The 25,223-nt window shown below is 64.5% G+C and carries 23 protein-coding genes and 1 pseudogene; 17 read left to right on the top strand and 7 right to left on the bottom strand.

Annotated elements, in window-relative coordinates; genetic code table 11:
- Window positions 1-118: 118 nt before the first annotated feature.
- From P6U27_RS10145 to P6U27_RS10205, 13 genes and pseudogenes are all read left to right on the top strand, one after another.
- The gene (locus tag P6U27_RS10145) at window positions 119-1,144 is read left to right on the top strand and encodes an ABC transporter substrate-binding protein (RefSeq protein WP_162500179.1); all 1,026 of its coding nucleotides are present in this window, start codon (window positions 119-121) and stop codon (window positions 1,142-1,144) included.
- A gap of 29 nt (window positions 1,145-1,173) precedes the next feature.
- A complete protein-coding gene (locus P6U27_RS10150) occupies window positions 1,174-1,878 on the top strand; it encodes an NUDIX hydrolase (RefSeq protein ID WP_209295773.1) in 705 nt (234 codons plus the stop codon).
- Window positions 1,879-2,039: 161 nt separating this feature from the next.
- Window positions 2,040-2,807, top strand: coding sequence for an ABC transporter ATP-binding protein (locus tag P6U27_RS10155; RefSeq protein WP_407193969.1), 768 nt, complete (start codon window positions 2,040-2,042; stop codon window positions 2,805-2,807).
- A gap of 3 nt (window positions 2,808-2,810) precedes the next feature.
- The gene (locus P6U27_RS10160) at window positions 2,811-3,515 is read left to right on the top strand and encodes an ABC transporter ATP-binding protein (protein WP_122402053.1); all 705 of its coding nucleotides are present in this window, start codon (window positions 2,811-2,813) and stop codon (window positions 3,513-3,515) included.
- Between the two features lie 5 nt (window positions 3,516-3,520).
- The gene (locus P6U27_RS10165; RefSeq protein WP_407193970.1) at window positions 3,521-4,402 is read left to right on the top strand and encodes a branched-chain amino acid ABC transporter permease; all 882 of its coding nucleotides are present in this window, start codon (window positions 3,521-3,523) and stop codon (window positions 4,400-4,402) included.
- Window positions 4,399-5,421: a branched-chain amino acid ABC transporter permease gene (locus P6U27_RS10170; protein ID WP_407193971.1), complete on the top strand. Its 1,023-nt coding sequence runs from the start codon at window positions 4,399-4,401 to the stop codon at window positions 5,419-5,421. Before P6U27_RS10165 ends, P6U27_RS10170 begins: the two co-directional genes overlap by 4 nt.
- The gene (locus tag P6U27_RS10175) at window positions 5,381-6,310 is read left to right on the top strand and encodes a polyphosphate kinase 2 family protein (protein WP_129143983.1); all 930 of its coding nucleotides are present in this window, start codon (window positions 5,381-5,383) and stop codon (window positions 6,308-6,310) included. The genes P6U27_RS10170 and P6U27_RS10175 overlap by 41 nt, the downstream gene beginning before the upstream one ends.
- Complete coding sequence (locus P6U27_RS10180; protein ID WP_129143982.1) at window positions 6,307-7,344, top strand: patatin-like phospholipase family protein; 1,038 nt, start codon at window positions 6,307-6,309, stop codon at window positions 7,342-7,344. Before P6U27_RS10175 ends, P6U27_RS10180 begins: the two co-directional genes overlap by 4 nt.
- Before the next feature lie 812 nt (window positions 7,345-8,156).
- Complete coding sequence (locus tag P6U27_RS10185; protein ID WP_407193972.1) at window positions 8,157-10,487, top strand: mechanosensitive ion channel family protein; 2,331 nt, start codon at window positions 8,157-8,159, stop codon at window positions 10,485-10,487.
- 100 nt (window positions 10,488-10,587) lie between these two features.
- Window positions 10,588-11,588: pseudogene (locus P6U27_RS10190) on the top strand (tripartite tricarboxylate transporter substrate-binding protein).
- A gap of 213 nt (window positions 11,589-11,801) precedes the next feature.
- A complete protein-coding gene (locus tag P6U27_RS10195; RefSeq protein ID WP_245163107.1) occupies window positions 11,802-13,397 on the top strand; it encodes an NAD-dependent malic enzyme in 1,596 nt (531 codons plus the stop codon).
- A 287-nt stretch (window positions 13,398-13,684) separates the two neighbouring features.
- Window positions 13,685-14,203, top strand: a complete 519-nt coding sequence (locus P6U27_RS10200; RefSeq protein WP_407193973.1) for a septal ring lytic transglycosylase RlpA family protein — start codon at window positions 13,685-13,687, stop codon at window positions 14,201-14,203.
- A gap of 102 nt (window positions 14,204-14,305) precedes the next feature.
- Window positions 14,306-14,461, top strand: a complete 156-nt coding sequence (locus tag P6U27_RS10205; RefSeq protein WP_164934324.1) for a hypothetical protein — start codon at window positions 14,306-14,308, stop codon at window positions 14,459-14,461.
- 170 nt (window positions 14,462-14,631) lie between these two features.
- Here P6U27_RS10205 and P6U27_RS10210 read toward each other — a convergent pair whose 3' ends face one another.
- From P6U27_RS10210 to P6U27_RS10220, 3 genes are all read right to left on the bottom strand, one after another.
- A complete protein-coding gene (locus P6U27_RS10210) occupies window positions 14,632-14,934 on the bottom strand; it encodes a hypothetical protein (protein WP_122402059.1) in 303 nt (100 codons plus the stop codon).
- Between the two features lie 84 nt (window positions 14,935-15,018).
- Window positions 15,019-15,288 (bottom strand): hypothetical protein, encoded by a 270-nt coding sequence (locus tag P6U27_RS10215; RefSeq protein ID WP_407119909.1) that lies wholly within the window; start codon window positions 15,286-15,288, stop codon window positions 15,019-15,021.
- Between the two features lie 133 nt (window positions 15,289-15,421).
- Window positions 15,422-18,106 (bottom strand): flavin-containing monooxygenase, encoded by a 2,685-nt coding sequence (locus P6U27_RS10220; RefSeq protein ID WP_407193974.1) that lies wholly within the window; start codon window positions 18,104-18,106, stop codon window positions 15,422-15,424.
- A gap of 189 nt (window positions 18,107-18,295) precedes the next feature.
- Between P6U27_RS10220 and P6U27_RS10225 the strand changes: the two genes are divergently transcribed.
- Entirely contained in the window at window positions 18,296-18,544 is a 249-nt protein-coding gene (locus P6U27_RS10225) for a hypothetical protein (protein WP_122402061.1), read from the top strand.
- A gap of 72 nt (window positions 18,545-18,616) precedes the next feature.
- Window positions 18,617-20,086 carry a carboxylesterase/lipase family protein gene (locus tag P6U27_RS10230; protein WP_407193975.1) on the top strand — a complete coding sequence of 490 codons (1,470 nt, stop codon included), beginning with the start codon at window positions 18,617-18,619 and terminating at the stop codon, window positions 20,084-20,086.
- A gap of 7 nt (window positions 20,087-20,093) precedes the next feature.
- On the opposite strand, the gene P6U27_RS10235 is transcribed toward P6U27_RS10230, so the two are convergent.
- On the bottom strand, window positions 20,094-20,273 hold the full coding sequence (locus tag P6U27_RS10235) for a hypothetical protein (protein ID WP_024339659.1): 180 nt from the start codon (window positions 20,271-20,273) through the stop codon (window positions 20,094-20,096).
- 155 nt (window positions 20,274-20,428) lie between these two features.
- On the opposite strand from P6U27_RS10235, the gene P6U27_RS10240 reads away from it, so the two are divergent.
- Window positions 20,429-21,226 (top strand): DODA-type extradiol aromatic ring-opening family dioxygenase, encoded by a 798-nt coding sequence (locus P6U27_RS10240; RefSeq protein WP_407193976.1) that lies wholly within the window; start codon window positions 20,429-20,431, stop codon window positions 21,224-21,226.
- A gap of 37 nt (window positions 21,227-21,263) precedes the next feature.
- Here P6U27_RS10240 and P6U27_RS10245 read toward each other — a convergent pair whose 3' ends face one another.
- The 3 genes from P6U27_RS10245 to glgC are packed head-to-tail and all read right to left on the bottom strand — an operon-like array spanning window position 21,264 to window position 24,274.
- Entirely contained in the window at window positions 21,264-21,524 is a 261-nt protein-coding gene (locus tag P6U27_RS10245) for a SemiSWEET transporter (RefSeq protein WP_129143974.1), read from the bottom strand.
- 30 nt (window positions 21,525-21,554) lie between these two features.
- Window positions 21,555-23,015, bottom strand: a complete 1,461-nt coding sequence (gene glgA, locus P6U27_RS10250) for a glycogen synthase GlgA (protein ID WP_407193977.1) — start codon at window positions 23,013-23,015, stop codon at window positions 21,555-21,557.
- Window positions 23,012-24,274 carry a glucose-1-phosphate adenylyltransferase gene (glgC, locus tag P6U27_RS10255; protein WP_122402065.1) on the bottom strand — a complete coding sequence of 421 codons (1,263 nt, stop codon included), beginning with the start codon at window positions 24,272-24,274 and terminating at the stop codon, window positions 23,012-23,014. Before glgC ends, glgA begins: the two co-directional genes overlap by 4 nt.
- A 333-nt stretch (window positions 24,275-24,607) precedes the next feature.
- Here glgC and P6U27_RS10260 point away from each other — a divergent pair, with 333 nt between their 5' ends.
- The gene (locus tag P6U27_RS10260) at window positions 24,608-25,030 is read left to right on the top strand and encodes a hypothetical protein (protein WP_122406517.1); all 423 of its coding nucleotides are present in this window, start codon (window positions 24,608-24,610) and stop codon (window positions 25,028-25,030) included.
- Window positions 25,031-25,223: the final 193 nt, after the last annotated feature.

Here is a 25,223-nt window from a genome sequence, read left to right on the forward strand (position 1 = left end):
AATTGTTATTGTCCGCGCATGCTATTGCGCCGAAAGACCGATGGCCAGCCCACTTCGGCAGTGCTTCTCAATCCCGCCCCGCTGCTCTATGGTGCCGCCGGCCGAACGGAGGAAACCAATGAAGAACACGATTGCCAGGCTCGCCGGCGCGCTGCTTGCGCTGACGCTCACCACCGGATTTGCCGCGGCGCAAAGCAAGGTCACCATCGCGGTCGGCGGCGGCTCCTGCCTGTGCTATCTGCCGACAGTGCTGGCCAAGCAACTCGGCGAATATGAGAAGGCCGGCCTCAATGTCGAGCTGGTCGACCTCAAGGGCGGCTCGGATGCGCTGAAAGCCGTGCTCGGCGGCAGTGCCGACGTCGTCTCCGGCTATTTCGACCATTGCGTCAATCTCGCGGCCAAGAAGCAGGAGCTGCAGTCCTTCGTGGTCTATGACCGCTATCCCGGCCTCGTGCTGGTCGTCGCGCCCTCGCGCACCAATGACATCAAGTCGGTCAAGGATCTTGCCGGCAAGAAGGTGGGTGTGAGTGCGCCCGGCTCCTCCACCGACTTCTTCCTCAAATATATGCTCAAGAAAAACGGGCTTGATCCCACCAGCGCCGCCGTGATCGGCGTCGGCCTCGGCGCCACCGCGGTCGCCGCCATGGAGCAGGGGCAGATCGATGCTGCCGTGATGCTCGATCCTTCGGTGACCGTGCTTCAGGGCAGCCACAAGGATCTGCGCATCCTCTCGGATACCCGCACCCAGAAGGATACACTCGAGACGTTCGGCGGCGAATATCCGGGCGGCGCGCTTTACTCGACGGCAGCCTGGGTCAACGGCCACGAGAAGGAAACGCAGGCGCTCACCAATGCGATCCTCGCCACGCTCGCCTGGATTCATTCGCATTCGCCCGAGGAGATCATGGCGAAGATGCCGGAGGAGACGGTCGGCAAGAACAAGGATCTCTATCTTGCCGCGCTGAAGAACACGATCCCGATGTACTCCGAAACCGGCAAGATGGACCCCAAGGGCGCCGATGCCGTGCTCGCCGTGTTCAGCGTCGGTTCGCCCGAGGTCGCGAACGCCAAGATCGACGTCAGCAAGACCTTCACCAACAAATTCGTCGACCAGGCCAAGAAGACGACGGGGACCGCCAAATAGCTGACGCGAAGGCGTAGTAACCAGGCGTCATGACGTCACTTGTCATTCATCGCGTCACGACGCTTGATCTTGCCGTGCGGCCGATCGTGTGGCCGTTCGCCGAGGAGCGCCGCGCCGAGATCGCGGCGCATTTTGCCGAGAAGCAGCGCGAGCGGCCGAAGATCTGGAACGGTCGCGTCCTGCTCGGGCGCGATGCCGCGTTCACGGACGGCCATCTCGCTGCGACCTATTTCGAAACCGATTTCGCCAGCTTCCTCGCCTGGCGCGACTGGGGTTTTCCTGATCCTGCCGTATTCAACGGTTTCGGCATGGGCGCGCTGCGCACCTCCGATGGCGCCTTCGTGATGGGCGAGATGGCGCAGCACACGGCCAATGCGGGCCGCATCTATTTTCCTTCAGGCACGCCCGACCTTGACGACATCAGGGACGGCGCCCTCGACCTTCGCGGCAGCGTGGTCCGCGAGATCGCGGAGGAGACCGGGCTCACCGCCGACGATTACGCGCCGGAAGCCGACTGGCATTGCGTCGTCTCCGGTCGTGCGATTGCGATGATTCAGGTCCTCAATCTGGACATGCCGGGCGATGAAGCCCGCGCCCGGATCGAAGCCAATCTCGCGCGCGAGGCCGAGCCCGAGTTGTCGGCCATTCATCTCGTGCGCGGGATGAGCGATCTTACGCCGACCATGCCGCGATTTGTCACGGCCTTTATTGCGCAGCAGTTCGCCTCTCGCTGACGCGCGAGGCTTGACATCGCTTCGCGCAGCCCGTGTGATGGGCGAAAACAAGAACGACAAGAATGCAACGCACAATCGTCCGGGAGGTTTTGATGCGCGAGGCCGTGCTGCCACTGCCGAAGGGCACCACCGACAGCAACCAGTAGCGGCGGAGAACGGCGGTGCTGGAGGTGAACGGATTGGTGAAGCGGTTCGGCGGCTTCACCGCCGTGAACAACGTCTCGTTCAGGGTCGACCAGGGCGAGATCCTCGGCCTGATCGGGCCCAACGGCTCGGGCAAGAGCACGATCTTCAACATGCTCTCCGGCACGCTGGCGCCGACCTCCGGATCGATCCTGTTTGCCGGGCACGAGATCGCAGGCCTTGCGCCGCACCGGATCATCAACCGCGGCATCGGCCGCACCTTCCAGATTCCGCGACCCTTCCGCCGCCTGACCATCTTCGAGAACGTCGCGCTCGCCGGATTCTACGGCCAGGGCCGCCACAGTCGCGTCAAGGCCGAGGAGGCGGCCGAGCGGTCGCTGGCGATGGTGGGCCTGCCGACCGATCGCCACGCCAGCGTCGACGGCCTGGGGGCGGCCGGCCTGAAGAAGCTCGAGCTGGCGAAGGCCCTTGCCACTTCGCCGAAGCTGCTGCTCGCCGACGAGAGCCTCGGCGGTCTCGACGAGGCCGAGATGGACCAGGCGGCCGACATGCTGCGCAATATCCGCGACGAGCTCGGCATCACCATCATCTGGGTCGAGCACATCATGGGCGTGCTGATGCGCGTGGTCGATCGCGTCATGGTGCTCGATCACGGCGAGAAGATCTCGGAAGGCCTGCCGAGCGCGGTCGCCGGCGATCCGCGCGTCATCGAAGTCTATCTCGGCACCGATGCAGAGACCACGCAGGCCGCGGCCGCCGAAGCGCGCCGCCGGGCGGGAGGTTAGCCCATGCTGGAGCTCCGCGGCGTCAATGCCGGCTATGGCACGTTCCAGGCGCTGTTCGACGTCAATCTCGACGTCAAGGCCGGCGAGGCCGTCGGCGTCATCGGTCCCAACGGCGCCGGCAAGACCACCTTGATGCGCGTCATTTCCGGCCTGATCCGTCCCTCGCGCGGATCGATCAAGATGGAAGGCGTCGATGTCGTGGCGACGCCGGCGCACAAGATCGTCAGCCTCGGCATTGCGCATGTGCCGGAGAACCGGCGGCTGTTTCCGCAGCTCACGGTCGACGACAATCTCAAGATGGGCGCGTTCATGAAGGAGGCGCGCGGACACTATGCCGAACGGCTGGACGTCGTGTTCGACCTGTTCCCGCGCCTGAAGGAGCGGCGGCATCAGATGGCCGGCACCATGTCCGGCGGCGAGCAGCAGATGTGCGCGATCGGCCGCGCCCTGATGTCCAGCCCGAAGCTGCTGCTGCTCGACGAACCCTCGGCGGGGCTCGCGCCGGTCGTGGTGCAGCAGGTGTTCGAACTGGTGAAGCGGATTCGCGCCAGCGGGCTGACGGTGCTGATCGTCGAGCAGAACGTGCAGCAGGTCCTGAAAGTGGTCGACCGCGCCTACCTGATCGAAGCGGGCACGATCCGCGCCTCCGGCACCTCGTCCGAGATGCTGGCAAGCGACACGGTCAAGGAAGCTTATCTCGGGGTGTGATGGGCATGCAGGCGTTCCTGGACGTATTCGACATCTATCTGCTGGAGGCCGTCATCAACGGCATCCTGCTCGGCGGCGTGCTGGCACTGCTCGCGCTCGGCCTCAACCTGATCTTCGGCGTCATCGACGTGACCTGGATCTGTTACGCCGAGCTCGTGATGATCGGCATGTACGCCATGTATTTCATGGTGCAGTATTACGGCGTCGGCTATTTCATCGCTGCGCCATTCACCATCCTGCTGGTGGCGGCGCTCGGCGCCCTCTTGCATTACCTCGTGATCGCGCCGCTGTTGACCGCGCCGCCGATCAATCAGCTGCTCGCGACCGGCGGCGTGCTGTTCGTGCTGCAGAGCTTTGCCACTGTCGCCTTCGGCATCGACTTCCGCAATCTCGGCATCCGCCTGCCGGTGCTCGCCTTCGGCGACATGAATTTCAGCTACGCGCGGCTTTTGTCCTTCCTGGCAGCACTGGTCGGCATGGTCGCGGTCTATCTGTTCATGACGCGCACCTTCACCGGCACCGCGATCCGCGCCATCGCGCAGGACCGTCAGATCATGGCGCTGATGGGCGTCGATACGAAGCGGATCTATCTCATCACCTCCGCGCTCGGCGGTGCGCTGGCCGGGCTCGCGGCCTGCCTCCTGGTGCTGCAATATGACGTGCATCCGTTCGTCGGCCTCTCCTTCGGGCCGATCACCTTCCTGATCTGTGTGCTCGGGGGCCTCGGCAATTTCATCGGCGGCTTCATCGCCTCCTTCCTGTTCGCCGAGATCATCTCGCTTGGCGGCCTGTTCTCCGACCTCGAATGGGGCTATGTGCTCGCCTTCGCCTTCTTCATCGTCATGATGTTCATCCGGCCCGCGGGCCTGCTGGCGAGGCGGCGATGAAGGGGCAGGGGCGGCTTGCTGCATGGGGCGTGGGGCTGGCGGTGCTGGTCGCGCTGCCTTTCGTCTATCGCGATCCCTATCATCTGCACATCCTCGTGCTGATCCTGATCTGGTCGTTCGCCTATACCTCCTGGTCGATGATGGGGCGGTTCGGCCTGGTCTCGCTCGGACATGGCGGCTTCATGGGCATCGGTGCTTACGTCACCGCGCTCTTGTGGAATCACCTGGGCCTGTCGCCCTGGATCGGCATTCCCGTCAGCATGATCGCGGCCGGTGCGCTGGCGCTGATCGTCGGCTATCCCTGCTTCCGCTTCCGCATCACCGGGCATTATTTCGTGCTGGTGACGCTGGCGCTGTCAGGCATCGTGCTCCAGGTCATCACCGCGACGCGCGACTACACCGGCGGCTCGCTCGGCTACACCCCGAACCGCGCGTCGTCCGGCAACAAGCTCCTGGCGCTGCAGTTCGACGACAAAACCACCTGGTATCTGATCGCGCTTGCGGTCTGGCTGTTCGGTATCGTGGTCTGGCACTGGGTCGACCGCAGCATGGCTCGCTATGCGCTGGAGGCGATCTCGGAGGACGAGGACGCCGCGGCTGCGGCCGGCGTCAACGTCACCGCCGAGAAGCTGAAGATCACGCTGCTCAGCGCGCTGATGACGGCACTGGCCGGCGCGATCTACTGCCAGTATCAGATGTTCATCACACCCGACACCGTCAGCGGCATCGCGGTTTCGCTGCAGATGGTGTTCGCGGCCATCGTGGGCGGCCTGTTCGTTTCGCTCGGCCCGACCTTTGGCGCCATCATCACCATTTTGCTGGCCGAGACCTTGCGCATCGGCTTCGGCACCAAGGCGGTCGGCTGGGACAACCTCGTGTACGGCGTGCTGCTCGTGGTTTTCATCATATTCCTTCCCAAGGGCATCCTTGGTAGCGTCCTCGACCGACTGAAGCCGCAACGCAAGGTGCCCCGCGCTCATGAGCAAGAAGCCGTCCAGATCGCTCGCCCAGGAGCTTGACCGCTACATCACGCCATTCCGTTACGATGGCTCGGGCAAGTTTCATCTCAAGGACCATAAGACCGACGAGAAGGGCGACCTCGACAAGGAGAAAGCGCAGGCGCTTCTCGACGCCAACAAGAAGCGCCTCGTCGGGTTTCAGGAGAAGCTCTACGCCCAGGACCGCTGGTCCGTGCTGATCGTGCTCCAGGCGATGGACGCCGGCGGCAAGGACAGTGCGATCAAGGCGATCTTCGAGGGCATCAATCCGCAGGGCTGCGAAGTCACGGCCTTCAAGGCGCCAAGCAGCAAGGAACTCGACCACGACTTCCTCTGGCGCCACGTGGTCGCGCTGCCGGAGCGCGGCCATATCGGCATCTTCAACCGCTCGCATTACGAAGAATGCCTGGTGACGCGCGTGCATCCGGAAATCCTCGCCAAGGAGAAGCTGCCGCCAAAGCTCGTCACCAAGCACATATGGAAGGAGCGGTTCGAGGACATCTCCGCCTTCGAACGCTATCTCTGCCGCAACGGAACCCTGGTGCTGAAGTTCTTCCTCAACGTCTCCAAGGAGGAGCAGCGCCAGCGCTTCCTCGACCGGTTGGAGGAGCCGGCCAAGCAGTGGAAGTTCTCCATGGACGACATCAAGGAGCGCGCGCTGTGGCCGCGCTACCAGGCGGTCTACCAGGACATCGTCCGCCACACGGCAACGCCTCATGCGCCGTGGTACGTCGTGCCCGCCGATCACAAATGGTTCGCCCGCGTCGTGATCGGCTCGGTGATCAATGCAGCGCTCGAAAAGCTGGACCTGCGCTTCCCCCGCGCCGACAAGGCCTCGCTGGAGGAGTTCGAGCAGGTGCGCAAGGCACTGGAGAAAGAGGGGACGGGAGGCAAGAAGCAGGCAAAGTGACAGCCAAGGAGATCGCCGATCGCAAGACCGTCAACTTCGCGCTCCAGGGGGGCGGCGCGCACGGCGCCTTCGTCTGGGGCGTGCTCGACCAGGTGCTCGAGGACGGCAGGCTCGCGATCGAGGCGGTCAGCGCCACCAGTGCCGGTGCCATGAATGCGGTGGCGATGGCCTCCGGCATGGCGAACGGAGGCGCAGAGGGTGCGCGGGAGAACCTGCACGCATTCTGGTACGAGGTGTCGCGCATGGACATGGCGTACGATTTGATGTCGCCGCTGAACCAGTGGATCCAGGCCCTGAAGCTGCCGCCGGAATATCATCCGGTGCACGCCGTCATCCACACGCTGACGCACACCCTGCCGCCGAACCTGCTCAATCCCTTTCATTTCAATCCGCTCCGCGCGCTGCTGCAGCGCGTGGTCGATTTCGACCGGCTCAATTCCTCGCCCGAGGCGCCGCAGCTGTTTCTCAACGCCACCAACGTCCGCACGGGCAAGATCAAGGTGTTCCAGAGCCCGCTTCTCACGGCGGAAACCGTGCTCGCCTCGGCCTGCCTGCCGCCCTATTTCCAGGCCGTCGAGGTCGACGGCGAGCATTATTGGGACGGCGGCTATCTCGGCAATCCCGCGATCTATCCGCTGATCTACCGCAAGGGCAGTCACGACGTCATCATCGTGCAAGTCACGGCGATCAGGCGCAACGAGCTGCCGACCAGTGCGGCCGATGTCCTCCACCGCATCAACGAGATCAGCTTCAATTCGTCCTTGATGCGCGAGATGCGCGCGGTCGCCTTCGCCACGCGGCTGATCGACGACGGCGAGCTCGACAGCGACAAGCATAGCCGCATGTACATGCATTGGATCGGCAACGATCAGTTGATGTCGCAGCTCGGCACGGCCACGCAGTTCCACCCCGAATGGAGCCTGTTGTGCCGCCTGCGCGATGAGGGCCGCGAGGCGGCGCGAAGCTGGCTGGCGCGAAACTTCGACCAGATCGGAAAGTCCTCGACCGTCGACCTGGCAGACATGTTTCTCTAGCCGGCTGAGCCGGCCATGCACAAAAACGCGAAAACAACCCCATGCACAGTAGCCGAGCGTAGCAGAATCAACCGCTTGCAGCTCCGTCATCGTTGCTGCGGATTTTACGAAACTCATTTGACTCGTCGGGCAAAACAGGGGCATGATGTCAACATGCCCGCTGCCCCTCGACAGCTGCGACCCGCGCGCAAGCGCTTTGCATCGGCGGGCTGCTTCCAGGGAACTCGCGCCTTCAAATGTGATCTCTAGATCGTTGATCTTGCTTGACAGTTTTGTGTCCTAGGACGAGCATCGTAACGGTCGCAAACAAGCGACGCGCAACGTCCACCTCATGAGCAAGGGGAGGTCTATGACGCCACCTCCGCAAATCCAGCCGCTGAGTGCGATGGAGCTCGTTCGGACTATCGCATAGCGGCGAAAACCGCGAACGGCACGCCGGGTCAAGGTTTAGCGGGCCGCATCAGTGAGGCAAGGCCCCTACCTTCCCGGCGCTGTAATTTGCATTACATCACATCGATCGTGTCGGATGGCCGTGACGGGCTGCCGCAACGAGCGTCTTTGACATCCCGCTGTTCCCATTCTCCCCGCCGTCGCTCCGCATTGGCGCAAGAGGTCTTTGGCGCATCACAGCACGTCGGTGATGCCGCGGCTTCCGATCCTGCATTGCGGCAAATGCCAAGAGAATGTCGCCTCAAAGGCCAACTTCCGACACAGGGCCGGGGCGAATAGCGGCAATCCGACATGACGCATGTGCTTCGGCGGTGACGGTCCCGACGCCGCCGGTGCATTCATTTTTTTTCCAGGGAATCCTCGTGTCGCATAAGCTGGCCGCGGCGCTCCTCGCCGCTCTCTTCCTCACGATTCCATCTCTCTCCGGTGCCCGCGCCGAGCCGCCTCCGCCCGCGGCAAACAGCGCCGCCACACTGTCGCCTGACGAGGCGAAACGCGCGCTGGAAACCCTTCAGGACGACAAGAAGCGCGCGCAGATGATCGATACGCTCCGCGTGATCGCCAACGCGTCCGGTCCGCAGCAGGCAGCGCCGGAGCAAAAGTCGCCGATCCCGCTCTCGGCCGACGGCCTCGGTGCGCAGCTCTTGCTCACGGTGTCGGAGGAGATCGGCGAGATCTCGAGCGAGATCGCCGGCATGGCGCGGACGCTCACGCACTTTCCGGCGTTCTATTACTGGATCATGCGGACCGCGAACGATCCCGCGGCCTATCACCTCCTGATCGAGATCGCCTGGAAGCTGGCGCTGGTGCTCGGGTGCGCCCTCGCAGCCGAGTGGGTGATCTTTCGCCTGATCCGCCGTCCGGTCGCGTTCCTGGAAGGACGCGTGCCACAAACCGCGCACCTGCCGGCACAGGTGCTGCCCGTAGCCGACCCGCCGTCATCGGTGGCCGATGTCACTCCCGCACCCGAGTTGAACAAGCGCCGCCACAGTCTTGCGCGGGTCTGGCAGGTCCTGTCACGGCTGCCCTTCGTGCTGGGGCGCCTTGTGCTCGAACTGCTGCCGGTGGTGGTCTTCGTTGGTGTCGCCACGGCGCTGCTCGGGACGGTGATCGGCGAGCCCACGACCGTTCGCCTCGTGATCCTCGCGGTCGTCAACGCCTATGCGTTTTCGCGCGGGCTCATCTGCGTGGTCCGGGCGCTGGCGGGGCCGTTCGGCCTGTTTCCGCCGCGGGCCGAGACTGCGGCCTATATCGAGATCTGGGCGCGCCGCATCGTCGGTGTCGGCGTCACCGGCATCGCCTTTGCCAATGTGGCGCTATTGCTCGGCCTGCACCGCGCCGGCTACGCCGCCCTGCTGCGGATGGTGATGCTGGTCGTGCACCTCTTCATCGTCGTCATCATCCTGCAATGCCGCCGCCAGGTCGCCGACGCCATCCGCGCGCCAGCCGAGCGGCAGGGGATTGCAGCCCGTTTGCGTAACCGCATCGCCGGCGGCTGGCATTATCTTGCCATCGCACTTGATCTGGCGCTATGGGCCGTCTGGGCGCTGAACATCCGCAACGGTTATTCGCTGCTGCTGCAATATTTCGTGGGCACCATCGCGGTGGCGCTGGTCACGCGTGTCGCCATCATGGTGACGCTGAGCCTGATCGACCGTGGTTTCCGCATCAAGCCGGAAATCCTCCAGCGCTTTCCCGGCCTCGAGATCCGCGCCAACCGCTATCTACCGCTGTTGCGCCGGATCGTATCCAGCGTGATCGCCTTCATCGGCTTCGTGGCGGTGCTCGAAGTCTGGGGTGTGGACGCCATCGTCTGGTTCTATGGCGGCCAGATCGGCGGCCGGCTGATCTCCGCCGTGGTGACGATCGGCATCGCCGTGTTTATCGCTGCGGCCATCTGGGAAATCAGCAATGCGTTGCTGGACCGCCAGATCAATGCACTGTCACGCGATGGGCATTATGCCCGTGCGGCGCGCCTGCGCACCTTCCAGCCGATGCTCCGCACCGCGCTGCTCTGCCTGATCGCAACCGTCGTCGGCCTCACGGCGCTGAGCGAGATCGGCGTCAATGTCGCGCCGCTGCTCGCGGGCGCCGGCATTGTCGGCATCGCGATCGGCTTCGGCTCGCAGAAGCTGGTGCAGGACCTCATCACCGGCCTGTTCCTGCTGCTGGAGAACACGGTCCAGGTCGGCGACAATGTCAGCTTGTCAGGGCTCGCGGGCGTGGTGGAGAACGTCTCGATCCGCACCATTCGCCTACGCGCCGGCGACGGCGCCGTGCACATCGTGCCGTTCAGCGCGGTCACGACCATCACCAATGCCAGCCGCGGCGCCGGCAACGCCTCGGTCAGCGTCAACGTCGCCTACAAGGAAGACACCGACCGCGCCGGCCAGATCCTCAAGGACATCGTCGACGAGATGCGCCGCGAACCGGAATTCCGCGCATTGATCCGCGGCGACCTCGAGCTGTGGGGCGTCGACAAGGTGGACGGCGCGATGGTGTCGATCGTCGGCCAGATCCGCTGCACCGAGGCCGGGCGCTGGCCGGTCCAGCGCGAGTTCAACCGGCGCATGAAGCTGCGCTTCCAGCAGAACGGCATCGAGGTCGCATCCGCCACCCAGACTATCCTGATGCACATCGCGCCACCGGCCGATAGCGCCGCCACTCCGACGCCGCGGCGAGTGACCGCATAAGCAATCCCAAAATTTCCGGCTTGCCTCTATCGATCCGGCCGCGTTCACTCTGGCCCCAGCCCGCGAACGACATGCGGGCGAAGAAAGAAGGGTGGGCGGGATGAACCGAGGACTCTGGGCCGGATTGCGCGGCCATGTGATGGTCGTTTGCGCATTGGTCGGATTTGCTGCGTTCGCCGGGTCGGCGGGCGCCCAATTGTCTCCGTCGCGCCCGGTCACCCTCGTCGTGCCCTTTGCGGCGGGTGGCCCGACCGATACGCTGGCCCGGATCCTGTCGAGCGCATCGCGGGCGAACTGCACACGACGGTGGTTGTCGAGAACGTGGCGGGTGCTTCCGGCAGCATCGCCGGCGCCCGCGTCGCGCGCGCGACACCTGACGGTACCACGATCACGATCGGCCATTGGGGTACCCATGTGCTGAACGGTGCGATCCTCAAGCTGCCCTATCACGTGGTCGCCGATTTCGAGCCGGTGGCAATGATCGCGATGGGGACGCAGCTCATCGTCGGTCGCAAGTCGCTGGAGGCAAACAGTCTGAAAGAGCTGATCGCGTGGCTGAAGGCCAACCCCGGCAAGGCCACCGCCGGCACGGCCGGGGCCGGCACAGGCGCGCACGTCGCCGGTGTCTTCTTCAAGGACAAGACCGGCACCGACTTCCAGTTCGTGCCCTATCGCGGCGCAGGGCCCGCCATGATCGATCTCGTGGCCGGGCAGATCGACCTCATGTTCGACCAGGCGTCGAACTCGCTGCCGCACGTCAAGAGCGGTGCGATCAAGGCGTTCGCGGTGACGTCGCCGACAAGGCTTGCGTCTGCGCCCGACGTGCCGACCGTCGACGAGGCGGGTCTGCCCGGTCTCTACATTTCCTACTGGCACGGCATCTGGGCACCAAAGAACACACCGAAGGACATTGTCACGAAGCTCAACGCGGCCATCATCGCCGTGCTGGCCGATGCGTCCGTCAAGCAGCGCTTTGCCGAGCTGGGGCAGGAGATTCCGCCACCGGAGCAGCAGAGCCCCGCAGCACTCGCCGCTTTCCAGAAGGCCGAGACCGCAAAATGGTGGCCGATCGTGAAGGCGGCCGATATCACGCCGGAATAGCGCCGTTAACCTTTTCTCGCGCGCCTGCCAGGCGTTCGCGAAAATCTCGCTGCGGTGCGAGATCACAATCGGCGCCCGAGTCTCTCCGTCCTTGATCTGGATGGCGCGCTGGCCGACAATGTGTGCGGTTCAATGTGAAGCTCCTTGGGGGAATTCGTGAATAGACCTGCCCGGGTCGTTGCCCAATCGACGTCGTCCAATTCGCAGCAAGGCATGACGCTGCTGCGCGATCCCTTGCTCAACAAGGGCACTGCTTTCACTGAAGCGGAGCGCGAGGCACTGGGCCTGCGAGGTCTCTTGCCGCCATGCGTGCTGACGATGGAGACACAGGCGCAGCGCGTGCTCACCAATCTGCGCACGCTACCGACGGACCTCGAAAAATACGTCGCGCTGAACGCGCTGCATGACCGCAACGAGGCGCTGTTCTTCCGCGTCGTCGTCGACAATATCGACGAGATCCAGCCGATCATCTACACGCCGACCGTCGGGCTCGCCTGCCAGAAATACGGCCTGATCTTCCAGCGGCCGCGCGGCATGTTCATCTCCTCGCGCGATTGCGGCCAGATCGCGGAGATTCTGAAGAACTGGCCTTACCCTGCCAAGCTGATCGTCGTCACCGACGGCGAGCGCATTCTTGGTCTCGGCGATCTCGGCGCCAACGGCATGGGCATTCCGGTCGGAAAACTGTCGCTCTATTCGGCCTGCGCCGGCGTGCATCCGGAACTGTGCCTGCCGATCGTGCTCGATGTCGGCACCAACAACGAAGAGCTCTTGAACGATCCCTATTATATCGGCCTGCGCGAGCGGCGGCTGACGGGGGAGGCCTATGACAGCTTCGTCGACGAGTTCATGCAGGCCGCGCGAAAAACGTTCCCGGGCGTGCTGATCCAGTTCGAGGATTTCGCCAACCATTCGGCGTTCAAGCTGCTGCACAAGTACCGGGATGAAGCCTGCGTCTTCAACGACGACATCCAGGGCACGGCGGCCGTGGCGCTCGCCGGCCTGTTCTCGGCCCTGCGCGTCTCCGGCGGCAAGCTCAGGGATCAGCGCATCCTGTTCCTCGGCGCGGGCGAGGCGGCGACCGGCATCGCCGATCTCGTGGTCTCCGCCATGATGGCGGAGGGCGCTTCCGAGGCGGATGCGCTCCGGCGCAACTGGCTGGTGGATTCCCGCGGTCTCGTCGTCAGCGGTCGCGAAGGCCTCTCTGGCCACAAGCTCCGCTATGCCCACACCGGCCAGGCGCCGATCGCCGATTTCCTCACCGCGATCAAGACGCTGAAGCCCACGGCGATCATCGGCGTCGCCGCGGTCGGCGGCGCCTTCACGCCCGAAGTGCTCAAGACCATGGCCGAGCTCAACGAGAAGCCGATCGTGTTCGCGCTCTCGAACCCGACCTCGAAGGCGGAATGCTCGGCGGAGGACGCCTATCGCTATACCGAGGGCCGCGCGCTGTTCGCCTGCGGCAGTCCGTATGATCCAGTGACGCTCAACGGCCGCAGCTTCGTGCCGCGCCAGGGCAACAACTCCTACATCTTCCCCGGCGTCGGCCTCGGCGTCATCGCCAGCGGATCGAAGCTGGTGACCGACGAGATGTTCATGGCGGCGGCCCACACGCTCGCCGACTGCGTCGGCAAGGAGGATCTCGCGCAAGGCAGTCTCTATCCGGCACTGCCGCGCATCCGCGAGGTCTCGGTCCGCATCGCGGCGGCCGTTGCGGACGTTGCCTACCAACGTGGGCTCGCCGACGGACCTGCACCCAACGACGTGAAGGCCCTGGTCCAATCCCAGATGTACGAGCCGCATTACTGAGCCACCGAGCCGACGGTTGATCGACGCCAGAACCAAAATCCGGTCAGGCGCTGGCTCGTTCACCTCTCCCGCCTGGGAAGTGGGAGAGGGGCCGCACCTCCGTCGTTGCGCGATCGAGCCTCATTTCATTGCGCCTTAGGGGCCGTCTGTCCCGATTCAGAACAGGTCACTGTGGTGGAATCGTCACAGCTGGCGCGAAACGGACGCGGCCCCAGGGCCGCTTTTGTTCCGACAAGGTTCTGCCCTCATTGCCCAGCGAAAATCCGGGCTGTTCGGAGGGGCGTACCATGTCTCGCATTGCACGTGCCGAAACTGCCCGGATTTCCCTCGCAACCCCATGCCGGCTGCTGCTTGCCGTCGCCGGCGCCGCCTCGCTCGCCGCTTGCGCGCAGTCGCCGGTCGGTCGCCAGAAGGCCGATCTGGCTGCTCCCGGCCGGCAGGCCGTGGTGGAGCGCCCGCATAGGCTGGCGGCGCTGCATCCGCGTCCGACCAGCCGGGCGCGCGCTGTCGGCGGCGACGCGAAGCAGACGGCTTCGCACGGCGTCGCCAGCTTCTATTCGGATACGGAGACCGCGAGCGGCGAGAAGTTCGACAAGAACGAGTTGACCGCGGCGCATCCCACGCTGCCGTTCGGCACCAAGCTGCGCGTCACCGATACCTCCTCCGGCCGCGTCGTCACCGTCAGGGTCAACGATCGCGGGCCCTTCATTCGCGGGCGCGTGGTCGACATCTCGCCTTCCGCGGCGGAGGCGCTCGGCATGGTCGACAAGGGCATCACCAATGTCAGGCTCGAGGTCGTGCAATAAAGCGCGCCTCGTCGAGACCGATGGGGTGCGCTTAACCGGCTGTTAGCGGCTTTTCAAGCATCATGGCTGCCCACAATTCCGGGCTTTGGGGGGAGGCGGCGCTTGAACACGATCCAGTATCTCGAAGATCAGGCTGCGCGCGCCGAGCGGCTCGCCAAACGGATCACGGATACGCTGACGATCGAGAAGCTCCTGACCTTTGCCGGCGAACGCCGTCGCGAGATCGAGGTCATCGCCGGCAAGCATCGCCGCGCCTAAAGCGCGATGAGATTTGGATCAATCGTCATCGCGCTTTAGCTTGTTGTTTACGCATGATCTTTCCGGAAAACCGCTTCGCACTTTTCCGGATCATGCTTTAGCTCTGACGAACCATGCGGCAAGCCCATCCGGGTTTGCTTCCCTGTCTGCGCAATTGAGACAATGCCCGCTCAGCTGTGGCTCTCGACGAAGTCGCTGAGGTAATCGGGTAGCTCTATGCCGTACATGTCGCAGCGCGCCTTTATCTCGCCGACGACATCGGTCGAGATGTCCTTCATCCAATGCTCGAGCGTGTTGAACGAGATCACCTTGACGGGATCGTTGAAGCAGCCGGCAACGAGTTCACCGATGGTGGCTTCAAGATCGCTGCGCTCGATAGGGATTTCGGTCGCCTCGTCGCGGCGGTCGATCACCACGAAGAGGGTCTGGTCTGCGCCGTAGGGCACGACGGAAGATACGCCAGCTTCAAGCATGTGAGGTGCTCACGTCTTTGCTTCCGATCTCTGACAACGGGAAAAACCGGAAGAAGGTTCCTGCTCGCGTGCTTGTGAAGGCCGTCAGAGAAATTCTCTCAAGCGCGACAGCTCGATCACGTGTTCGGGTGAGAGTATCTCCGTGACCAGCGGCGGCTGCGCCCCCGTGCGTATCTCGTAGAGATGCCTGGTCGTCACCGGTTTCTGCATGAACGCCGAAATGCAATCGTCGAGCGTGCCTTCGAGGACCCGGTAAGGCTCCCGGTCCGGCCTCCGCTGGTTTGCAAGCGATGGCCATTTATGCAGCACCGCGAGCGCGCCGAAATCGACCTTTGAATCCCGGACGTCCCCCATCGCCTGCCTCACGCAAAGGACGGCCCCAGCACACACATCCACGTGCTGGGGCCTACACACCTATCGCTGCATCTCAAAGCCACGACCACCCAACGCGACAGCCAGGAAAAGGTTCCCGGCCGCCCGGCGCTCCTCAGCTTGCGGCGGCCGCGATCCTGCGTCCCGGGCTGTCGTGCTCCTGGTTGCTCTCGCCGCGGCTGATCTCCGGCGGCAGCCCGGCGAAGCGGCGCAAGGCCCCGGCCATCTGCACCCGGCCCGACACGCCCGTGATCACCACGTCGACCATGGTGAAGGACGAGTGGAAATGGCCGCGCGCCCTCAGCTGCTCGACCGGGACGCCGGCTGCGGCCATCGCCTCGGCATAGGCGACGCCCTCGTCCCGCAACGGATCGAACTCGCAGGTGACGACGAAGGCCGGTGGCAAGTTTTCGACCTTGCCGCGCAATGGCGAGACCCGCGGGTCGGTGCGGTCCATCGGCGAGCAGTAGAGGTCCCAGAACCAGTACATCAGCGAGCGCGTCAGGAAGTAGCCGGTCGCGTTGTCGTTGTAGGACGGGCGATCGAAGCTGCAGTCGGTGACGGGGCAGACCAGAAGCTGGCCGGCGATGTCGGGGCCGCCGCGATCGCGCGCCAGCTGGCAGGTGACGGCAGCGATGTTGCCGCCGGCGCTCCAGCCTGCCACCAGCACCGGGCCCGGTCTGCCGCCGAGCTCGGCAGCGTGCTCGGCGATCCAGCGGGTTGCCGCATACCCGTCTTCGGCAGCCGTCGGGAAACGATGCTCCGGCGCGTGGCGATAGCCGACGCTGACGAACATCATGCCGGTCCTGCGTACCATGTCGCGGCAGAACGGCTCGTCCGACTGCTCGTCGCCGAGCACCCAGCCGCCGCCGTGGAAATAGACCACGACCGGATGCGGTCCTGCCGTTGCGGGCTTGTAGACACGATACGGCAGCGGACCGTCGGCACCGGGCAGGGTGCCGTCGATGATCTCGCCGATGGGTCGTCCGGCGGGACGGCCCTTGTTGAACTCGTTCACGAAGGCGCGCGCGCCTTCTGCGCCCATCGACTCGATCGGCGGCAGGTTGAGGGTTGCGAGCAGGTTCAGCACCAGCCGCACGTCGGGCTGCAGGCGCACCACCTCCCCATCGTTGCATTGCGCGGCGCCATCAGGGCCGGTGAGCCTGAAGCCGAGCATGCCGCGACTGACGACCTCGTCGCAGATGCTGCGATAGGGGCCGACGCCGCCGGTATAGGGCATCAGCCCCTGCACCTTGCCGGGCACGTTGGCGCCCGTGTACCAGGTGTTGGCGAGTCGGTGCAGCGTCAGCATCGAGCAGTCGGCCATGTGCCGGCCCCAGCCGGCCTGCGCCGTCTCGGTCGGCTCGATCGTGGTGAAGCCGGCGTCGCGTAACGCGGCAAGCCGATCGACCACCCAGTCGACATGCTGCTCGATCGACACCGCCATGTTCGACAGCACCGACGGGCTGCCGGGGCCCGTGATCATGAAGAAGTTCGGGAAGCCGGCAACCGTGAGGCCGAGATAGGTCTGCGGCCCCTGCGCCCAGACGTCGGAGAGCGACTTGCCGCCGCGCCCGGTGATCGGATGCACGGCGCGGATCGCGCCGGTCATGGCATCGAAGCCGGTCGCGAACACGATGACGTCGAGGTCGAAGCTGCGGCCGTTGGTGGAGATGCCGCTCGCGGTGATCGCCTTGATCGGCTCCTGGCGCAGATTGACCAGCGTGACGTTCGGCCGGTTGTAGGTGGCGTAGTAATTGGTGTCGAGGCAGGGACGCTTGGCGCCGAAGGGATGATCATGCGGCGTGAGTGCCGCGGCGGTCTCGGGATCCTTGACGGCGGCGCGGATCTTCTCGCGGATCAGGTCCTGGACGATCTTGTTGCCGTCGACGTCCACGGCCTGGTCGGCCCAGAGCTGCGTCAGGATGTGGACGAGATCGCCGGCGGCCCAGGCGCGTTCGAACCGCTCGCGACGCTCGGCATCGCTCAATTGCCAGCTCACGACGGTCTGTTGCGGATAGGGCACCCCGGCCATCGACTGCCGCGCCTGTGCGCGATAGGTGGCGCGGTCGCTTTGCAGGAGGCTCATACGGTCCGACGGCGGCGGGCCGTTATGCGCGGGCAGCGCGAAATTCGGCGTGCGCTGGAACACGGTCAGATGTGCGGCCTGCTCGGCGATCAGCGGGATCGACTGGATCGCGGACGAGCCCGTCCCAATCACGGCGACGCGCTTTCCCGCGAGATTGACGCCGTCATGCGGCCAGCGTCCGGTGAAATAGACCTCGCCCTTGAAGTCCTTGACGCCGTCGATCTCCGGCGGCTTGGGCGCGGAGAGGCAACCGGTGGCCATGATGTAGTGACGGCAGGAGACCGGTGCGCCATTATCGGTGGTGATGAGCCAGCGCTCGGACGCTTCGTCCCATCTGGCTTCGGTGACCCTGGTCTTGAAGCGAATGTCGCGCCTGAGGTCATAGCGGTCGGCGACGAAGCCGAGGTAGCGCAGGATCTCGGGTTGGGTCGCGTATTTCTCAGACCATGTCCACGCAGCCTCGAGCTCCGGATCGAAGGTGTAGCTGTAGTCGATCGTCTGGATGTCGCAGCGCGCGCCCGGATAGCGGTTCCAGTACCAGGTGCCGCCGACATCACCGGCCTCTTCGAGGCCGACCGCCGAGAACCCTGCCTTGCGCAGGCGATGGAGAAGATAGAGGCCGGCAAATCCGGCGCCGACCACGGCGACATCGACCTGCTGAGCGGTTCCGCGCTCGTCGGAGGCACGTGTGGCAACCATCGTGTCAGACATGGCATTCCTCCCGTGTGTTTTGTTTGCCGGCAGGCTATCGCCGCAGGTTCAGCTTGTCATTACGGCAAGTGCAATCCTAGGGTGGTCGTTTGCGGCGGCATCGTGACGCGCGAATGTTGCGGCACCACACGCACCGCGATGCACAATGGCCGTGATAGCACGGGGTAATCAGACCGCATCCTTGCGTGTATGCTTGCGCTTACAAGCCACGCGTACCGGCTGGGCGTCATGATTGAGTTGAGTGAGCGCACCAAAGCGAACATGGACGTCGTCCTCGAGGAGACGTGCCGGCAACTGCCGCATGGCGGCGATCACGACAGCCGCAGGTTCATCGCCGAGCGCCTGATCGAGGCGGCGCAGTCCGGCCATTCCACGCTCGGCGAGCTCGGCATCATCGCGCGCCGCGCGCTGGCGGAGCTAAAGGGCAAGGGCAGATAGGCGCGGGCGAGGCTTGCTTCGCTGACGGCTCTGGACATAACCTGCCGGGCCCCTCATCGAGATCTTGCGAAGATGCGGTCCTTGCTTGCACTTGTTGCGGCTTCCGCAGTCCTGTGTTGCGCACGATCGGCCGCGGCTCAGCCGGTCGGACAATTTCCATTCGCGTTGACGCGTGAGGGGCAGATGCTCGGGGCCGTGGAAGGCGAGGTGGCGTCGTTCAAGGGACTGGCTTACGCGGCGCCGCCGGTCGGCGCGCTGCGCTGGCAAGCGCCGCAGCCGACGACCGAAAGTTCGGAGATGCGCACCGCCTACGACTACGGCGCGCCGTGCCTACAACCGTCGCTGCCTGAGGCGAGCGAGGATTGCCTGACGCTGAACGTGTTCCGTCCTTTCGGGGTCGACGGCCCTTTGCCGGTGATGGTGTTCGTCCATGGCGGCGGCTTCGTCACGGGCACCGCGAACGATCCGCTGTTCGACGGCGCCAGGCTGGCGCAGGCGGGCCTCATCGTGGTCACCGTGAATTATCGGCTCGGCGCACTCGGCTGGCTCACGCACCCCGCGCTGTCGGATGACGGCTCCGGAAATTACGGCCTGATGGACCAGATCGCCGCGCTGCATTGGGTGCGCGACAATATCGCGGCCTTCGGCGGCGATCCTGATAACGTCACCTTGTTTGGCAGCGATGCAGGCGCGACGTCGATCGCGCTGCTGATGCTGTCTGCGCAAGCGCGCGATCTCTTCCAGAAGGCCATCCTGCAATCGCTGCCCGGCCGCGCGCGCCTGCGCTCGGTGCAAGAGGCGGAGGCCGTGGGCCGGCAGTTCGTGGCCGCGCTCGGGCCGAAGACAGATTTGCGCGCAACCGAGCCGCGGCGCCTGCTTGCCGCCGAAAAGCATCTGCTCGGGAAAGCGCCGCGCAGCTTCGCACCGATGATGGATGGACGTCTGGTGACCGAGGACCTTGCCGCAGGCTTTGCGGCCGGACATCAAAGCCGCATTGCTCTGATCATCGGCTCGAATGAAGACGAGGCGGGTTTTGACAATGAGTCCGGTATCAAGGAGGAGCTTGCATCGTCCGGCATTGCCAGCAGTGAACTGCGCCGGCTCTATCCCGATCTCGTCAGGCCCTCGGATCTCGCGGCGAGGTTCTACACCGACAAGGTCTTCTCGGAGCCGGTGCGACTGCTGACCCGGCTGCACGCGGCAAGCGGCGCGCCGACCTTTCGCTACCGTTTCGCCTATGTGCCGGAGGCGCGGCGCGCGAATCCGGAAGTCGGCCACGGACGGGAGTTGCAGTTCATCTTCGGTGCGGAAGGCGTGCCCGGTGCAGGCATCTTGTCGCGACGCGATCGCGCGGTCGCAAGCCGCATCCGCGCCTACTGGATCAATTTCGCCAGGAGCGGCGATCCCAATGGTCCCGACCTGCCGCGCTGGGACGGCGCGAGCGGCGATCGCCTGCTGCTGATCACGAACGATGGCATCGCGAGCGGAGACGATCCGTTCGCGGAGCGTCTCGATCGGCTCGCAGGTGATGGCAGGAAATGAGCTGGATCTAAGCCGCCAGCTCGACGCGGGGCGCCGGGCTCAGCCGGTCTTCCTCCAGATAATCGATCGCACCGTCCTTCTCGACGGCATAGAACTGCTGGCCGTCCCTGGACTTGAAGGCGGCCCGCACGACACCGCGGCGGCCCTTGTCACTGTTGACGACGTCCCCCAGCGCAAACTTCCTCATCTCACGTCTCACTTGTCTTCAGGCCGACTGCTTCGGCCATGTCGGGATTCTGGGCGGCAAATCGTTAACGACTTGCTAACCATGCTGCTTTGCCTATGCTCACCGCAGATCGTGCGGACAGCTCGCACGCGCCTGTTGTCAACGAGACGAGCCCCATGACGCGATTTCCGACCCTCTTCCTGTCGCATGGCGGTGGCCCCTGGCCCTTCATGGAGGACCGGCGGGTGCAATATGCCAGGACCGCCGAGGCGTTCGGCCGTCTGCCGCAGCTTCTCCCGGAGAAGCCGAAGGCCGTGCTCGTCATCACCGGACATTGGGAGGCCGATGCCTTCACCGTGTCCACATCGCCGCATCCGCCGATGGTCTACGACTATTACGGTTTCCCCGAGCATACCTACCACCTCAAATATCCTGCGCCGGGCAAGCCCGAGCTCGCCGCGCAAGTGAAGGCGCTGCTCAAGCACGCGGGCTTCGATTGCCGCGAAGATCCCAATCAGGGGTTCGATCACGGCACGTTCGTGCCGCTCGGCCTGATGTATCCGAACGCCGACATGCCGATCGTGCTGCTGTCGCTGAAGTCGAGCTATGACGCGGCCGAGCACGTCGAGGTGGGGAAGGCGATCGCGCCCTTGCGTGACCAAGGCATTCTGATCATCGGCAGCGGGCTGACCTATCACAACATGCGCGGCTTCAACCGGCCGGAGTCCAGGCCGGTCTCGTATGATTTCGAGGCCTATCTGAACGAGGCGATCAGCAACCCGGATGCCGCGCGCCGCAACGCGATGCTGGTCGACTGGGAGAACGCTCCCAGCGCACGTCTGGCGCATCCGCGGGAGGACCATCTGCTGCCGCTGATGGTGGCGGCAGGTGCCGCGGGCAGCGACGTCGGACGCCGCGTCTTCGTCGACGAGGTCGCCAATGTGGCGATGGCATCGTATGTGTTTGGCGGGTGACTCTTCCTTCTCCCACAAGGGGCGAGGGTATCAGTCCTCATCCATATCTTAGCTTCATCACCAGGATGCCGCCGGCGAGCAGCATGGTGATGGCGTTGGCGGCGACCAGCGGCGCATCGCCGGAGAGCAGGCCGTAGAGCAGCCAGAGCGCCAGGCCCAGCACCATGACCAGGAACATGCCGAGCGAGATGTCGCCGGTCGAGCGGGTCTTCCACACCTTGATGGCCTGCGGCGCGTAGGCCGCGGTGGTGCAGGTGGCGGCGGCAAAGCCGATGAGCTTGATCACGAGGGGTTCCATGCCGGTTCTATAGCATGGATTCGATGATGGTCATGCCTTCAGGCGCGCTTCCATCAGCCCGCGATAGAGCGCGGCATAGTCGCCGGCGCGGTTGCGCCAGGAGACGTCGGTCGCAAGGCCGCTGCGTTGCAGCCGGCGCCAGGTCAGCTTGTCATGGAAGACGGTGTTGGCCTTGCGCAGCGTGCCGGCGAGGGCATCCGCCGTCACGGGGCCGAACTTGAATCCCGTGGCATCGCGGTCGGATGTGTCGGCCTCGCCGATGTCGACGATGGTGTCTTCGAGGCCGCCGACGCGCGAGACGATCGGCACGGCGCCATAGCGCAGTGCGCAGAGCTGGGTCAGGCCGCACGGCTCGAAGCGCGAAGGCACGATCAGCGCGTCCGAGCCCGCCTGGATCAGATGCGCCAGAATCTCGTCATAGCCGATCACGACGCCGATCCGGCCGGGATTGGCGCGGGCCACAGCCTGGTAGCCGTCCTGCAGATCGCGATCGCCGCTGCCGAGCAGTGCGAGCTGCATGCCTTCGCGCAGGATGGTCGGAATGGCCTCGAGCAGGAGATCGAGCCCCTTCTGCCACGACAGCCGGCTGATGACGCCCAGCAATGGCGCCTCGTCCGAGGAATCGAGGTTGAACTGCTGCTGCAGCACCGCTTTGTTCGCCGCCCGGAACGTCAGGTCCTCGGCGCCGAAGCGGTAGGCGATGTGCGGATCCTCCTGCGGATTCCATACCGATATGTCGATGCCATTGAGAATGCCGCTCAGCACGCCCGAACGTTCACGAAGCAGACCGCCGAGCCCCATGCCGCCCTCGTCGCTCTGGATCTCCTTCGCGTAGGTCGGCGACACCGTGGTGATACGATCGGCGAATCGCAGGCCGGCCTTCAAAAAGCTGATGCCGCCGAAATATTCCAGCGCCTGAACGTTGAACGAGTCCCAAGGCAGGCCGATTGATCCGATCAACTCGGGAGCGAACTTGCCCTGATAGGCCATGTTGTGAATGGTCATCACGGTGCCGGGCCGCGGACGATTGTCGTAGTGCAGATAGGCCGGCGCGAGCCCCGCCTGCCAGTCGTGGGCGTGCACGATGTCGGGCACGAAGGCCGGCACGAGGCCGTGGCCGATATCCGCGGCCACGCGCGACAGCGCGGCAAAGCGCACGCCGTTGTCCGGCCAGTCGATGCCCTCGGCAGTGACATAGGGGTTGCCCGGCCGCGCGTAGAGATGCGGCACGTCGAGCACGAACAGATCGAGCCCGTCATGGGAGCCCGCCAGCAGCCGCCCGGGGCCGCCGAAATAATCCGGCCAGCGCCGGAGTTCATCTGCGCCTGACACAAGGCGCATCACGTCGGGATAGCCGGGCATCAAGGTGCGCATCTCGGTGCCATGCGTCTTCAGCGCAGCCGGCAGCGCACCGGCGACATCCGCAAGGCCACCGGTCTTGACGAGGGGATAGACTTCAGAGGCGACCGCGAGGACGCGAACAGGCATCATGTATTGAGCCTGTCGATCATCGGCTGGGTGATCAGCGAGATGCCCTGCTCGGTGGTGCGGAAGCGCTTTCCGTCGAACTCGGGATCCTCGCCGACGACGAGTCCCTCCGGGATCTCGACGCCGCGGTCGATCACGACGTTCCTCAAGCGAGCACCGCGACCGACATTCACGTAAGGCATGATCACGGCATTCTCGACATTGGCATAGGAGTTGACGCGCACGCCGGTGAACAGCAACGAGCGTCGTAGCGAGGCGCCGGAGATGATGCAGCCGCCGGAGACCAGCGAGCTCACCGCCTGACCGCGCCGGCTCTCCTCGTCATGAACGAATTTCGCCGGCGGCGTGATTTCGGCATAGGACCAGATCGGCCAGGCGCGGTCGAACAGGTCGAGCTCCGGCACGACGTCGGTGAGGTCGACATTGGCGGCCCAGTAGGCGTCGACGGTGCCGACGTCGCGCCAATAGGCGCGGAGATCGCTCCCCGAGCGGACGCAGGAGGTCGAGTACTGGTGCGCCATCGCGCGGCCGTTCTTGACGATGTAGGGGATGATGTCCTTGCCGAAATCGTGATTGGAGTTCGGGTCCTCGGCGTCGCGCTTGAGCTGGTCGAACAGGAATTTCGCGTCGAAGACGTAGATGCCCATGCTGGCGAGCGAGACGTCCGGCTTGCCGGGCATCGGCGGCGGATCTTTCGGCTTCTCCAGGAACGACTGGATCCAGCCGTTCTCGTCGATATGCATGATGCCGAAGCCTGAGGATTCCGTCCGCGGCATCTCAAGGCAGCCGACGGTGACGTCGGCGCCACTCTCGACGTGCTGGCGCAGCATCACCTCGTAGTCCATTTTATAGATGTGGTCGCCGGCCAGCACCACGATGAAGCGACAGGCGTGGGATTCGATGATGTCGATGTTCTGGTACACCGCGTCCGCCGTGCCGACATACCACATGGTCTCGGAGACGCGCTGGCTGGCGGGCAGGATGTCAAAACTCTCATTGCGTTCGGGGCGGAAGAAGTTCCAGCCCATCTGAAGATGCCGGATCAGGCTGTGCGCCTTGTATTGGGTTGCGACCGCGATACGGCGGATGCCCGAGTTCACCGCATTCGACAGCGCGAAATCGATGATGCGGGATTTGCCGCCGAAATAGACCGCCGGCTTGGCACGCCGGTCGGTCAGCTCCAGCAGCCGGCTGCCGCGTCCTCCGGCCAGGACGAACGCCAGAGCTTGGCGGGCAAGCGGCTCGGGTCTCGCGGCACTCATGTCATCCTCCCCACAGCTCTGGCGCTCGCGAAAAGCCTCCCGGCCGCGCACATGGAACCGATAGTAATGGCACGAATAGTAAATCGTGAAGGTGGTTGTTGGTTGCGAATGCACGGGAAGCTTAATGCTTTACCGGGTGATCGGGCCTCAGGCGCCGTCATCCGGGTGTCACAGGCGGCGAAGTCGTCGATCCTCGCCGGACACGGGTAAATCGAACGGAAGTGTGCGTCTTGTGCGGTGCACGCAAATTCCACGCTTTGACTTGGCGCAAGGATGACCGATCATGGCGCTGCGATCCTTTTCCAAGCGAAAGGTCAGACAGGGAGCAAGACGATGAGGATCTGGAAGACGGCAATTGCCTGTTCGCTGGCCGGCGTAGTCGTGGTGGGCCAAACCGCCCAGGCCACGGCGGCCCCGATGCCGACCAACGTCGCGACGATGAAGGCTGCAGCCGGCGACGACGTCGCGCAGGTGCATTGGCGTGGCGGCGGATGGGGCTGGGGTCTTGGTGGTCTCGCGGCCGGCGCGATCATTGGCAGCGCCATCGCGGCCGGCAGCCCTTACGGCTACTATGGCGGTCCATATTACGGCTATGGATATCCGGGCTACGGTTATGGCTATGCCCCGGCCTACTACGGTTATGGCTACGGGCCGACCTATTATCCGCGATATTATCGACCCTATCGTCCGTATTACAGCTATGGCTATTACCGGCCGTACCGCGTCTACCACCGTCGCTACTACAGATATTGGTGAGCACTGCGCGGCTAAAGCGGAATGGATGGCCGCGGATCCTTCACCTCTCCCGCAAGCGGGAGAGGGAGCCCGCCTTCGTTGGTGTCGCGATCACGCCTCATTTCATCGCGCTTTAGAACGAAAGCCATACGATCAGGCTCATGCATGCAACATGCATGAGCACGATCGCGGCGAGATGCAGTGGGCCGGGCTT

Source organism: Bradyrhizobium sp. STM 3566 (genome assembly GCF_045571445.1).
Classification (GTDB): Bacteria; Pseudomonadota; Alphaproteobacteria; order Rhizobiales; family Xanthobacteraceae; genus Bradyrhizobium; species Bradyrhizobium vignae.

What these genes read in the sequence shown, in the direction of transcription:
- glgC (WP_122402065.1), bottom strand. Translation starts at nt 24,274, where the DNA reads ATGAGTGCCGCGAGACCCGAGCCGCTTGCCCGCCAAGCTCTGGCGTTC.
- P6U27_RS10160 (WP_122402053.1), top strand. Translation starts at nt 2,811, where the DNA reads ATGCTGGAGCTCCGCGGCGTCAATGCCGGCTATGGCACGTTCCAGGCG.
- P6U27_RS10200 (WP_407193973.1), top strand. Translation starts at nt 13,685, where the DNA reads ATGTCTCGCATTGCACGTGCCGAAACTGCCCGGATTTCCCTCGCAACC.
- P6U27_RS10260 (WP_122406517.1), top strand. Translation starts at nt 24,608, where the DNA reads ATGAGGATCTGGAAGACGGCAATTGCCTGTTCGCTGGCCGGCGTAGTC.
- P6U27_RS10145 (WP_162500179.1), top strand. Translation starts at nt 119, where the DNA reads ATGAAGAACACGATTGCCAGGCTCGCCGGCGCGCTGCTTGCGCTGACG.
- P6U27_RS10235 (WP_024339659.1), bottom strand. Translation starts at nt 20,273, where the DNA reads ATGAGGAAGTTTGCGCTGGGGGACGTCGTCAACAGTGACAAGGGCCGC.
- P6U27_RS10195 (WP_245163107.1), top strand. Translation starts at nt 11,802, where the DNA reads ATGACGCTGCTGCGCGATCCCTTGCTCAACAAGGGCACTGCTTTCACT.
- P6U27_RS10230 (WP_407193975.1), top strand. Translation starts at nt 18,617, where the DNA reads ATGCGGTCCTTGCTTGCACTTGTTGCGGCTTCCGCAGTCCTGTGTTGC.
- P6U27_RS10175 (WP_129143983.1), top strand. Translation starts at nt 5,381, where the DNA reads ATGAGCAAGAAGCCGTCCAGATCGCTCGCCCAGGAGCTTGACCGCTAC.
- P6U27_RS10165 (WP_407193970.1), top strand. Translation starts at nt 3,521, where the DNA reads ATGCAGGCGTTCCTGGACGTATTCGACATCTATCTGCTGGAGGCCGTC.
- P6U27_RS10170 (WP_407193971.1), top strand. Translation starts at nt 4,399, where the DNA reads ATGAAGGGGCAGGGGCGGCTTGCTGCATGGGGCGTGGGGCTGGCGGTG.
- P6U27_RS10245 (WP_129143974.1), bottom strand. Translation starts at nt 21,524, where the DNA reads ATGGAACCCCTCGTGATCAAGCTCATCGGCTTTGCCGCCGCCACCTGC.
- P6U27_RS10220 (WP_407193974.1), bottom strand. Translation starts at nt 18,106, where the DNA reads ATGTCTGACACGATGGTTGCCACACGTGCCTCCGACGAGCGCGGAACC.
- P6U27_RS10240 (WP_407193976.1), top strand. Translation starts at nt 20,429, where the DNA reads ATGACGCGATTTCCGACCCTCTTCCTGTCGCATGGCGGTGGCCCCTGG.
- P6U27_RS10225 (WP_122402061.1), top strand. Translation starts at nt 18,296, where the DNA reads ATGCTTGCGCTTACAAGCCACGCGTACCGGCTGGGCGTCATGATTGAG.
- P6U27_RS10210 (WP_122402059.1), bottom strand. Translation starts at nt 14,934, where the DNA reads ATGCTTGAAGCTGGCGTATCTTCCGTCGTGCCCTACGGCGCAGACCAG.
- glgA (WP_407193977.1), bottom strand. Translation starts at nt 23,015, where the DNA reads ATGATGCCTGTTCGCGTCCTCGCGGTCGCCTCTGAAGTCTATCCCCTC.
- P6U27_RS10150 (WP_209295773.1), top strand. Translation starts at nt 1,174, where the DNA reads ATGACGTCACTTGTCATTCATCGCGTCACGACGCTTGATCTTGCCGTG.
- P6U27_RS10215 (WP_407119909.1), bottom strand. Translation starts at nt 15,288, where the DNA reads ATGGGGGACGTCCGGGATTCAAAGGTCGATTTCGGCGCGCTCGCGGTG.